Here is an 11,685-nt window from a genome sequence, read left to right on the forward strand (position 1 = left end):
CTCGGGGACCGCATCTTCCCATCGAAGCGCGCTAACCCGAGCGCCCGCTGCCAACCGATCGAACGTTACCGACGAGGCCCGCCTCTGTCATGCGACCGGTCGCGCTGCAGCATCCGACAGCGTTCCTGCTCCAGCGCACGGACACGCTCGAGGGTCTGACGCAGGAATTCATCGACACTGTCAGCCGAATATACCGGCATGGGCCGGCGTTCCGGCTCATCGAGCGCCCGCATCTGCTCCGATCGCTCGGCGGCAGTGCGATCCGCCGACCGATCGCAACCCGGGGTTCCGGCCACGCCCGCATCCCGCCCCCGCGCCGCCAATGCTTCGGCAGCCTTGTTGATTCTGGCCAGCGTAGCTGCCAGCGGATCCGCCGCATCGCCGGCCTTTTGGTGCCTCTTTTCGATTTCGGCCCTCGCCGCTTCCAGCCGTGCCAGTGCCAGCATGACCGGATCGGCAGCTTTGGTTTCCTGTGCACGCCGTTCCGCTATCTTCGCCGTCATGGCCTCCGACCGGGCAAGCGCCGCGGCGATCGGATTGTCGGGATCGATAGCGCGCGGTGGCAGACTGGCGCGTCGGGCGGCGATGCGGGCATTCGTTGCCTGCGTCCGGGCGAGTGCCGCAGCGATCGGATCATTGGTTACGACAACCTGCTCGCGCCCACGCCTGGCCGGTACAATCTCACGATCGTCTGGCAGGGCGCGGGCATTCGGCACCGGCTCCGGCATTGCCGCGATGAACTTGCGCAAGGTTTGCGCCTTCACCTGATCGACAAACGACGACGACGTCCGCAGCTCATCGATCGACCGCTGGAACGTGTCGCGCACCACCGCCTGCCGCTTCGCCAGCGCGGTTTCGGCGGGATCGGGGCGCCCCGTTTTGTGCAGACGACGCGCACGATCGGCGCGGTTACGGTCGATCTGCGGCACCGCGCCCTGCTCGCGGACCTTGCGCGCCGCGATCGGTTCGTGCTTCGCATCGACGCCGCGCGCCTGCACCGGCGTGGCGTTCGCCTCGATGCCGCGGTCGCGCAGCTTCTGCGCGAAACGCTGCCGGTACCGCAGCAGATCGTCGGAATCGGGATTGAAGCGGCGGCCGTCGAAATCGCGCCGCGCGACCGTCAGATGGACGTGCGGATGATCGCGATCGACGTGCAGCGCCGCAACCCATGAGCGGTTGGCGAACTCTTCGCGCGCGAACGCCAGTGCCGCCTCTTTCACGCCGTCCGGGTCGGTGTGCGCAGGCATCGACAGGATCATCGACAGCGACGTTGCGCCCTTGCGGCGCGCCTCGTCGGCGGTCTCCCATTCCTGCCAATCCTGCGCCAGCTCCTGCATGTCGCGGCCGTCGCGGAGCACCTCGCCCTCGCTGGTATGGAGGTCGATCTGCTTGTCCTCGCCATGGCCGAGGCGGCTGATATACGACATGTTGGCGAGCACGTGGCCGCCGCCATGCTGGCGGCCGGTGACGCGCACCATCACCTCCGGAACGCCGCGCGCGGTGCGCTCCATCGTCCGCAGCGCGCGCGCGCTGATCGCCGCATGCGACCCGCCTCCGAACGCCTGTTTGACCTGCGCGCTGGGCCGATAACCGCTGCTCGCCGGCGCGGCCTTGCGCAGCAGCGACGCGGCGGCACATGCCAGCATTGCGCCGTCGTCCCAGGCGCCCCCCTTCCCTCGTCCGCCGCCACGCGACCGCCGTTTACGGGGCGGCGCGAACACGCCCGCCAGCGAGTCCAGCGTTCCTGGCGAGAGGCGGAAAGTCACGTCTCCTGCTCCTCCGCTGCGCGGGTCCAGTAGGCGACCTCGCCGCTGACGTAGCGGCTGAGCGCACGGCGCAGCGCGAACAGCTGCGACTTCAGCTCCGCGCAGGTGTCGATGAACGGCTCGGCGATCCGCGCGATGTCGAGTGAACTGCCCGGCATATTGGCGGCGTTCATCGCGTGCACCGCCTGGTTGATGTTTCGCCCAATGAGGAGCACCTGCTTGCGCAGCTTGCCGATCTCCGTGGCCGTTGCCGGTGCGAGCCGCAGCACCCCAGCCCTGTCCCACAGCTGCCAGCGGATGGCGCGCTTGATCCACTCGTTGCGGCTGAGGCGGAGCGGCGCGCCGACCGCATCGATCGCCTCGAGTTCGTGCCGGTGCAGGCGCAGCGTCACCCGCACGTATTCGTCGGGACGACCACGCCGGCTCACCGGCACCAGCGGCGCATCCTCGCCTTCGGCAAGTGCAGACTGCGTCAGCACGCGGGCGATCCACGCACTGCGGGATTGGCCATGAGCGAGCGCGACGCGGTCGATCTCCTCAACCAGCTCGTCCCTCAATCGCAGGCTAATCAGCATCCACGACAGCCCCGTGCAGCGGCGCCATCTGCCATCGATGTATTACATCGGTGACAGATGGCATATCCTGCCATCCCTCTCTTCACAGCATTATAGAAGGAAATCCGTTCACTCAGCCTCGGCAATGGCTTGCAAACACAGCGGCGAACTACGCCATCAGGCCGGCGTGAGCTCGACGGCATTGTGACACCTCACCTATCGGCACGGCCGGCCAATTCCGTCCCCTACGGTACCGCCTGCGCCGGCATCTCCACCCGCCGCACGCCGGGCAGCAGCGCGCGCACCAGTCGCTCGTACGGCCGCGCGACCAGCAGCGCGCCGAAGAAGAAGACCAGCGCGATCCCGACTGTCACCGCGATCATCGCCGCACCCTCGACCGGCAGATGCCGCCACAGCCCCTTGATGTGCGGATAGACGCCGCCCTGCAGGATATAAGCAGGATAAGACGCCTCGCCGAGCAGCAGCGAGACGCGGGTCCACCGCGGCGCATGGCTGTTGATCCCGACGATCAGCAGCAGCGGGAAGACGAGCGCGACGCACAGCATGTCGAACAGACCGTTCCACGCCCCCAGCGCCGGCATCAGGAAAATCCCGAAGGTGACGAGCGCGATCAGCGGCACCGGCAATCGCCACCGCGGGCGCTCGATCCGGTAGAGCCAGACGCCGAGCGTGAACGAGAAGCTGACGCGTACCGCCCCGCCCCACCAGCTGCCCCAGGTGAAGCCCTGCGACAGCTGGCCGTAGTAGAGCGCCTGCGCGGCGAGCGCGACGCCGCTGACCAGCAGGATCGCGACCAGCACGCGCCGCGACCAGCGCCACGCCCAGCGCGCGAAGATCGCATTGACCAGCAGCTCCCAGAACAGGCTCCAGCTCGGCGGGTTGATCGCCACCGCGGCATGGCCCTCCTCGGCGCTCCCGAGCGGCGTCGGCAGCATCAGCAATCCGGTGACGAACAATATCACCAGATCGCGCGGCGGATAGGCGCGGATATAGCCCGCGAGCCCGATCAGTGCGCCGAGCAAAATCAGCGGGTATAATCGCTTCATCCGCACCGCGGCGAACGCAGACAGGCGCATGCCGGTGGCGAGCTTGGGCGCATAGGCCGCGGCGACGACGAACCCGCTGAGGGCAAAGAACAGGTCGACCGCGAGATGGCCGTGGGGCGCGAGGTAGAAACCGGGCGGCGAACAATGCAGCAGCAGCACCGAAAAGGCGGCGAGGCCGCGCATTAGATCGAGCGTTTCGTAGCGGCGCGCCGGGCGCGTGGTCAGGGGCATGCGGCGGCTCCGGTACGGGGACAGGGATGTGGCAGCAGCCGCGCCAGCCGGTCGGCGAGCGGTGCGGCGAGCGTCGCGGCATAATGCGCGGTGATATGATGATCGTCGCGCCAGACGACCAGATTACCGATCACCGTACGGCACTGGCCGCGCGGGCAGATCCAATCGTCGAGATCGAGCATCGGCACACCGCTCGCCTGAGCTGCGGTGCGCAGCATGTCACTGCGCCGGGCGACACGCGGCAACAGCACCGGCTGTGCGGGGCGATCGAGCGCGGCGATCGGATCGACGGAAAGGTGCGGCGTATCGCGCAGCACGATAACGCGCGAACCGAGTGCGGCAAGCCGCACGAGCATCGGTCGGATCGCCGCCAGCCGCGCATCGTCGTCGGCCAATTGCCCGACCTCGCCGTCGAGGTAGAGCGCATAGACGATCACCGCCGGCGGGTGCGCGGCAAGCGTCGCGAGCACGTTGCGCGCCCAAACGGCGCAGGAGGCGGCATCGGCATGGACCATCCGCGTTGCGACCAGCGGGCAGGAGGATTTGGTCAGCGGCACGATCCGCCAGCCGCGCCGCTGCCCGGCCCGATCGAAGGCGGGCAGCCATTGCGCGGCATGGGAGTCGCCGACCACCGCGATCGTCGTCGCAGACCGCAGCACGCCGGCCGGACAGGCGCGGATCGCACTCGCTCCGAACGGCAGGCTGCAGCCGTCGGCATACACGCTGGGGATGTCGAGCGGCACAAGATGCGCGGCGGGAAAGACGGGCGCGGCCGGCACCGGCGCGCCGGTCAGCGCCGCGGCACCGGGGTAGACGCGTGGGTCGAGCTGCGCCCGCTCGAAGCGATGGCGATCCCAGGCGACATAGCCGAGCAGCGCACCGGCAAGCAGCAGCGGCACGGCGATGGCGATGGCGACCGGCACGAAGCTGCGCACCCCCGCCCGCCCGCGGCCATGCAGACGGAAGCGATCCTCGACCAGCCGCTTGGTCAATTCGGCGAGCAGCAGCACGACGATCAGGATGCCGACCATGTCGAACAGCCCGAGCTGCCCGTCGCTTCGATACCGGACCGCGACGATGATCGGCCAATGCCATAGATAGATCGCATAGGATCGGTCGCCGATCCAGCGCATCGCCGGATTGTCGAGCAGCCGGTTGCGCCCCCGGTCCGCCTGCGCGGCGAGGATGACCAGCGCCGCACCGAATGTCGGCACCAGCGCGGCATAACCGGGGAACACCGTCGTCGCCGAATAGCCGATCGCCGCGCCGGTCAGCAGCACCAGCCCTGCCCCCTGCACCGCGACCGCATGGCGTCCGCGCGCGACCCGGTTCGACCAGCCGGGTAGACAGGCGACAAGCCCCCCCATCGCCAGCTCCCAGACACGCAGCTGCGGATGAAAATAGCTGCCGGGCGCATGACCCGCCGTGATCGAAAGGCCGAGCGAGCCGAGCAGCGCCACCACAATCGTGCCGGTGACGAGGCGGCGCACCGGCCACGCGATCGCGCGCCGCAGCTGCGCCGCGCCGAGCAGGATCACCGGCCAGACGAGATAGAATTGCTCCTCGACCGACAGCGACCAATAATGCTGCACCGGGCTCGCGACCCGGTCGAAGGCGAGATAATCGACCGCATGATGCGCGAGGAACAGATTCTCGACGTAGAGCGCGGCTGCGGCAACCTCGCGCGCGATATGCGGCCATTGGTCCTGCGGGAATGCGGCGATCCCGACGAGCATCGCCGCCAGCACCAGCGCCGCGGCGGGCAGCAGCCGGCGAAAGCGACGCGCGTAGAAGCCGATCAGATCGATCCCGCCGGTGCGCTCAAGATCGCCGACCAGCGCGGTGGTAATGAAATAACCCGACAGCACGAAAAAGGCATCGACGCCGACATAGCCGCCGCTCAGCCACGCCGGATCGAGATGGAAGACGAGCACCAGCAGCACTGCGACCGCGCGCAGCCCCTGCAACTCAGGCTTGAACCCCTCCCTGACCATCGCGTCCAATCCCGACGGCATGATACCGTAGTGTCTGTTCTCTGCACCCGTCGCAGTATCGACTTGGCGATGATGACGGCGCACCGTCGTCGCCGTAAATACGGACATTGCGCGACGTTGGTAAAAGACCGATTGATGAAGATCAATTCAGCAGACTGACGGCATGATGCCAGTTTTGGACACTGTTAGGTTAGCAGTCAGCGTTAACGCAAACCATGTCTGACGCCGGCGGGGGGAACGCTTCGCCACCATAGCGAAATACGCGCGAAACGAGGGTGACATCTCTCCGCCGGCGAACCGCGCGAAAGACTCCGCCCCGCGCGCTCAGTCGCCGATCGGGCTCTCGCCGTGCTTCCTCAGCACGTCGTTGAACGCCTCGGCCATCAGCGCCTGCAGACTGCGGCCCTGGCGGCGGGCGAGCGTGTGCATCGCGAACGACATCTCGGGGCTGAAGAAGCCAGCGATCTGCTTGCGGCCCTGGCGGCTCGCCGGCCCCTGCCCTACGCCCGCGGCGGGAACGGGGGCGGCGACCGGCGCGGGAGGGGCGACGGGCGGGGTCGGCGCGCCGACGGTGCGCAGATTGGCGAAACTCGGCTTGCGGCTCATGCTCTTCGCCTCGGGCAGGCCGAGCTGGCGACAGGTCCAGGCGTAGAGCTGGCGGATGTCGTCGGCGGCCTTGCCGTCGGGTTCATATTCCATCACCGTCCGGCCTTCGCCGCTGGCGTGGCGATAGGCGGCGCGATCGGGGATCTGCACCGGACAGGGCGGCGTGCCGAAGCCGTCGACCAGCTCGCCCGCCTCCTGATAGACGCGCGGCGCATTGGGCGAGCCGGCGGTGAACACGACATAGGCGGGGTTGCGCAGCAGCTGGACGAGCTTCGCGGGGGGCTGGATCGCCGACAGGTCGAACGCGCTCGGCCGGCACGGGATCAGCACCAGATCGGCGACCTCGACCGCGGCGCGCGCCGCGCTGTCGGCATGCGGCGGCGTGTCGATGACGATCATCTCGGCGCCCTGCTCGGTCGCGGCGGCGACCTTGGCGGCAAGCCGCGGCGGCGGGCTGTCGATCACCTCGGGTGGCGCGTCGCCGCGCCAGGCCGCCCATTGGCTCGCGGTCGCCTGCGGATCGGTGTCGACGATCAGCGCGACGCGGCCGGCATCCTGCGCCGCGGCGGCTAGGTGGAGCGCGAGCGTCGTCTTACCCGCGCCGCCCTTCTGACTGATGATCGCGATGGTCGCCATAGCCTCCTCCTACATGTCTACATGCCGACGTGGCAAGTCCTCGACATATAGACGTGTCGGTGCGTCGGATGGCGAGCGAGTCGCAATCAGCGCGCCCCGTCATCACACCGTTCGCATCGGGCGTCATCGTTCCCCGCCCTATCCGCTTGCTCCTTCTAGGGAGCATGTGCCGGCGAAGCCGGCACTCCTGTCGGTGCCATCAGGTGTACGGTTCTTGTGTTTCCCCTGTTCGGCTTTGTCGCCGTCAGGCGCAGGCGTTGGCCGGCAAGGCCAACTCGTTTGTTGCCTTATGAATAGAATCCATGGGCGGTTCAGACCGGTTTTGAGACTCGCAGGCTCGATCGATCGCGGCACCCAGTGCGGCAAGGACCTTGCCGAGCGCGCCATCGACGGTCGCACGCGCCCGGTCGCGCGACGAAAGCCCTGCAAGCATCACCGCCTGCGCATCGGCCTGCGCCTGATGGTGGTCGAGCTGGTCGACCGGTGCCGGCGCCGGTCGCATCCAGCGCGGCAGATAGCCGAGCACCGTTGCGGGAAGCAGCGCGCGATAAGCGTTGGAGGTCTGCCGATAGCGCGGCCCCTCCCCCGCCCCCTCGACCCGGACGAAGCGGCGCTGGCGGACGAGGAAGCCCGCCGCCTCGAGCAGCACGAGCGCGCGCGCTACGGTGGCGCGGCCGAGCGCAGTAGCCTCGGCGAGCCAGTCGTAGCTCGGGAAGACGCGGCCGCGGTGGAGCCGCGCCAGCGTGCACAGTTCCTCGAAGACGCGCACCGCCGCACCGGTCAGCGCCGCGATCGGCCGTTCGCGTGCGCTGAGCGTCCGCGTACCGGCGCGCGCCTCGCGGCGCAGCCGGCGACCGGCATCGAGTGCGCGGCGGCAGGCGCGCAGCCAGCGGTCGGGCTCGCCGGGGGCGGGCGCGGCGAAGAAGACGTCTTCGAACGTCCCCGCTTCGATACTGTCGCGGCGCACCGGCGCACCGGTGCGATGGGGCACGCGGCGTGTGGCACGCGCGTCTCCCCGTACGCGCGCGCAGAATTGCGCGCTCGCTTCCCCGAAGGTCAACGCCGTCATCTTCCATCCCCTTACGGGCCGGGACCGAGGACAAAAAAATCCGTGGCGCGAAACGCGCATCCTTGAACCGGATCGGGTTCGGCAGTATCCTTGTGACCTGACTACCAAGGGAATTGGCTTAGCGTTTGGCGACGCTGGTCATCGGATACTGGGATGCCCGGCCTCGTGCCGGGCTTTCCTTTATGGGGTCACGGCCATTCCACTCAACAAACTGCACGGCCGACGCTGGCCGCGCCCCTTTGTTGCAGCATTAATCCAACACTGGAAGCGGCTACGATTCGTGCTTTCGAGTATTTAACCCGAAAAAAGTTCGTGCTTTCGAGTAGAAATGCGCCGGCGATTCGTGCTTTCGAGTAACAATGCCGCGGCTAAGTTCGTGCTTTTGAGTAGAAATTCCGCAACCCATTCGTGCTTTCGAGTAACAATTCGGCGGCGTGGACGAATCAGCCGGCCGCGGCCGGCGAATCGGTTGCGGCAAGTTCGGCATCGGGTGATTCGCCCGACTCGGCCGATTCCAGGATGGCCCGAGTCGTGCTCAGCACCGCCTGGCCGGGCTGCGGGCGCGGGGTGATCACCACCCGGCTCTGCGGCGCGCGGCGGCCCCGGCGCGGCGCGCCCTCCTCCGCCGCTGCGCCCGCGTCGCCCTCGACCAGTTCGAGGTGATAATCGGGGATGCCGTCGGTCGCGACGATCTGCTTGAGCGCCGCCTTGAAGTTCGACAGCGGGTTCTGATAGCCGATCTGCAGGCGGAAGGTGGCGAGGTCGAGATCGAGCTCCTCCTCGCACGTCGAGCGCGCCACTTCGTAGATGCGCCGCTCGATCGGCCCCAGCTGAAAATAGGCGGCGGCATAGTCGAGCACGTGACGATCGAGCAGGATCGCCCGGAACAGCCAGTCGCATAGCCGCACCTTGACCGCTTTCAGCCGCCGTTCGCCGCTTTTGGTGCGCGAATAGTGGAGCTTTGCTTCGGACAGCCAGGAGAAAAAGCCCTCCTCCCCTTCCCCGCCGGCTTCGATATTGGTCTTGATCTGCGTACCCTGCAGCCGCTCGAGCGCCTCGGACAGCCGGTTGTACGACCGCGCGCTGTGATTGGAGCCGGTCACCGAGAACAGGTCGTGCGCGGTGAAGATGAAATCCTGCTCGACATGCTCGCCCGCCTCGAGCTTCGCCGCCATCAGGCTGGCGATGTAGAGGACGATCTCCTTGTCGTAGATCGTCGCGACGCCGCTCGCTGATGGACGCACCTCGATCGAAACGGTGGCATGGTCGTAGGTCAGCGGTTTCATCCACGCATTCTTGCTGAGCGCGAAGAACGGGAAGGCCATCAGCGAACGTTCGCCGCGAATCTCGCCGTGCAGCGGGCTGTCGAGCGTGAACAGGTCGCGGTGCGGCACGGCGGCGGAGCCGGACGCGGGGCGGGCGGGCGTGGTGGAACGGGCCATGGGCATTTCCTACTCGAAAGCACGAACTTTTGGCACCCCGCACTGGAATCCTTAGGAAAAAGGCGTCCCGGCCTGTGTCCATTCGTGCTTTCGAGTAGGAAATAGCACCCCCCCCTTGCCTGCCGCGCCTGCTCCCGGCCCGCTGCACGGCGGGCGCTTGCGACATGTCGACAGTTCAACATGTCGCCACCGGTCGCCCCTATCGAGCGCGACGTGTCGTCACGTCGACATGTCGTCACCTCGACCCAGACGCGATGCCGGCTTGACCCGGCGCCCCGACCCGGCGGATAGCGGCGCGGTCGATACGGGAGAGACCGGGCCTGCCCCGGCGCCGAAGGAGCAACCGCCCCGGAAACTCTCAGGCCAAAGGACCGTAGCGACGCCAAACATCTGGAGAGAGGCGCAGCCGCGTCCGCCGACGGGATAACGATCTCAGGCGCAAGGGACAGATGGGGCAGGCCGGCTATGCCGGCGGAGGAATGCCCATGCCGACCGACCTGCCCCAGCCCCTGCCCCGGCCCCCGCTCGATCGCGGCCTCGACCGGCCGATCAGCGTCGCCGAGCTGTTCACCATCGGCATCGGCCCGTCGAGCTCGCATACCGTCGGGCCGATGCGCGCCGCCTTCGATTTCGCCCAGCGGGTCGTCGGACAGGGCGTCACCGCCGTCCGCTGCGACCTTTACGGCAGCCTCGCGCTGACCGGGCGCGGCCATGCCACCGACACGGCGGTGATCCTCGGCCTCGCCGGCTGGCAGCCCGAGCGGCTCGATCCCGATGCCGCGCCGGCGATCCTTGCCGATATCGAGACGCGACGCCGGCTGCCGCTCGCCGGCGGCGCCGAGATCGCCTTCGCACCCGGCGACATCGTCTTCCATCCGCGCGAGTTCCTGCCCGAACATCCCAACGGCCTGACCTTCACCGCCGAATGCGCCGACGGCACGCTTACCGAGACCTATTTCTCGATCGGCGGCGGGGCGATCCTGCGCCGCGGCGAGCGGCTCGCGGCGGGCAATGTCGCGGTGCGCCACCCGTTCGGCTCGGGCGCCGACCTGCTTGCGCTCGGCGATGCGACCGGGCTCGGCATCGCCGACCTCGTCCGCGCCAACGAGGAGGCGTGGCGCGCCCCGGCGGAGACCGACGCCTTCCTCGACGCGGTGCGCGCGGCGATGCACGCCTGTATCGACCGCGGCATCGCCCAGCAGGGCATGCTGCCCGGCGGGCTCAAGGTGCGCCGGCGCGCCCATGCGATCGCGCAAGGGTTGAGCGGCTGCGTGCCGGGCAGCAACCCTGCCGAGGTGTTCGAATGGGTCAGCCTGTGGGCGCTCGCGGTCAACGAGGAGAATGCCGCCGGCGGCCGCGTCGTCACCGCGCCGACCAACGGCGCGGCGGGCGTGCTGCCCGCGGTGCTGCGCTTCTACGAGACGCTGGTGGCGCGCGAGTTCGACGCGGCGACGCGCGGGGAGGGCGCCCGCACCTTCCTGCTCACCGCGGCGGCGATCGGCATGCTCTACAAGAAGCGCGCGTCGATCTCGGCGGCGGAGATGGGCTGCCAGGGCGAGGTCGGCGTCGCCTGTTCGATGGCGGCGGGTGGCCTCGCCGCGGTGCTCGGCGGCAGCAACCGCCAGATCGAGAATGCCGCCGAGATCGGCATGGAGCACAACCTCGGCCTGACCTGCGACCCGATCGGCGGGCTCGTCCAGATCCCGTGCATCGAACGCAACACGATGGGCGCGGTCAAGGCGATCAACGCCGCCTATCTCGCGCTGCGCGGCGACGGCAGCCACGTCGTCAGCCTCGACGCGGTGATCGAGACGATGCGCCAGACCGGCGAGGACATGCGCTCGCAGTATAAGGAGACGAGCCTCGGCGGGCTGGCGGTCAACGTGGTGGAATGTTGACGTGTTGGGGTGTCGACAGGTCGATCATCTGACCTGACGATTGGGACCTTGTTGCGCGTGCCGTCCCGCGCTGGTGATCGTGGCTGCCGGTTCTGGTCGCGCAGAGGCGGAGAGAGCGCAGAACGTCTGTGGGGGAGGGGACTGCCCCACGAGACGGTGAGAGCTGACGCTTGAGCCGTGAGAGACCAGCCGCCCGATCGGGCCTTCGTAGCGCGAACTGTCGACGTGTCGTAGTGTCGACAAATTGATCATCTCATGTGCTGCCCCGTGGAGGAACAGCGCGGTGCCCTGAGCGGCCGGATCGCGGCGAACGCGGCTTGAGGGTCACGCGAAGACGCGAAGACGCGAAGACGCGAAGGGCCTGCGCGCCAGCGCGTTCCTCCTTCCCAGCCGCCGCTGTAGGGCAGGGCGTTCCCGCCCGC

The 11,685-nt window shown here is 68.3% G+C and carries 8 protein-coding genes, 1 pseudogene and 1 riboswitch; of the genes and pseudogenes, 1 reads left to right on the plus strand and 8 read right to left on the minus strand.

Annotated elements, in window-relative coordinates; all coding sequences use genetic code 11:
* Positions 1-65: 65 nt before the first annotated feature.
* The 8 genes and pseudogenes from BW41_RS05625 to BW41_RS05655 all read right to left on the minus strand — a co-directional run bounded on the left by BW41_RS05625 (position 66) and on the right by BW41_RS05655 (position 9,365).
* Entirely contained in the window at positions 66-1,766 is a 1,701-nt protein-coding gene (locus tag BW41_RS05625; protein WP_235199585.1) for a relaxase/mobilization nuclease domain-containing protein, read from the minus strand.
* A complete protein-coding gene (locus tag BW41_RS05630; RefSeq protein ID WP_037532313.1) occupies positions 1,763-2,341 on the minus strand; it encodes a hypothetical protein in 579 nt (192 codons plus the stop codon). Before BW41_RS05630 ends, BW41_RS05625 begins: the two co-directional genes overlap by 4 nt.
* Positions 2,342-2,565: 224 nt before the next feature.
* Positions 2,566-3,618 (minus strand): acyltransferase family protein, encoded by a 1,053-nt coding sequence (locus BW41_RS19990; protein ID WP_051583275.1) that lies wholly within the window; start codon positions 3,616-3,618, stop codon positions 2,566-2,568.
* The gene (locus BW41_RS05640; protein ID WP_161773117.1) at positions 3,609-5,633 is read right to left on the minus strand and encodes an acyltransferase family protein; all 2,025 of its coding nucleotides are present in this window, start codon (positions 5,631-5,633) and stop codon (positions 3,609-3,611) included. Before BW41_RS05640 ends, BW41_RS19990 begins: the two co-directional genes overlap by 10 nt.
* Positions 5,634-5,936: 303 nt before the next feature.
* Positions 5,937-6,218: a ribbon-helix-helix domain-containing protein gene (locus BW41_RS22000; protein WP_152542146.1), complete on the minus strand. Its 282-nt coding sequence runs from the start codon at positions 6,216-6,218 to the stop codon at positions 5,937-5,939.
* A 3-nt stretch (positions 6,219-6,221) separates the two neighbouring features.
* Positions 6,222-6,854 (minus strand): annotated as a pseudogene (gene parA / locus BW41_RS05645) (ParA family partition ATPase); the annotation flags it as partial.
* Between the two features lie 244 nt (positions 6,855-7,098).
* Complete coding sequence (locus BW41_RS05650; protein ID WP_051583276.1) at positions 7,099-7,923, minus strand: helix-turn-helix domain-containing protein; 825 nt, start codon at positions 7,921-7,923, stop codon at positions 7,099-7,101.
* 443 nt (positions 7,924-8,366) lie between these two features.
* A complete protein-coding gene (locus BW41_RS05655) occupies positions 8,367-9,365 on the minus strand; it encodes a replication initiator protein A (protein ID WP_051583277.1) in 999 nt (332 codons plus the stop codon).
* Between the two features lie 295 nt (positions 9,366-9,660).
* Positions 9,661-9,749: riboswitch (glycine riboswitch) on the plus strand.
* 101 nt (positions 9,750-9,850) lie between these two features.
* On the opposite strand from BW41_RS05655, the gene BW41_RS05660 reads away from it, so the two are divergent.
* Positions 9,851-11,263, plus strand: a complete 1,413-nt coding sequence (locus BW41_RS05660) for an L-serine ammonia-lyase (RefSeq protein ID WP_081792938.1) — start codon at positions 9,851-9,853, stop codon at positions 11,261-11,263.
* Positions 11,264-11,685 lie beyond the last annotated feature (422 nt).

Source organism: Sphingomonas sp. RIT328 (assembly GCF_000632225.1).
Taxonomy (GTDB): Bacteria; Pseudomonadota; Alphaproteobacteria; order Sphingomonadales; family Sphingomonadaceae; genus Sphingomonas; species Sphingomonas kyungheensis.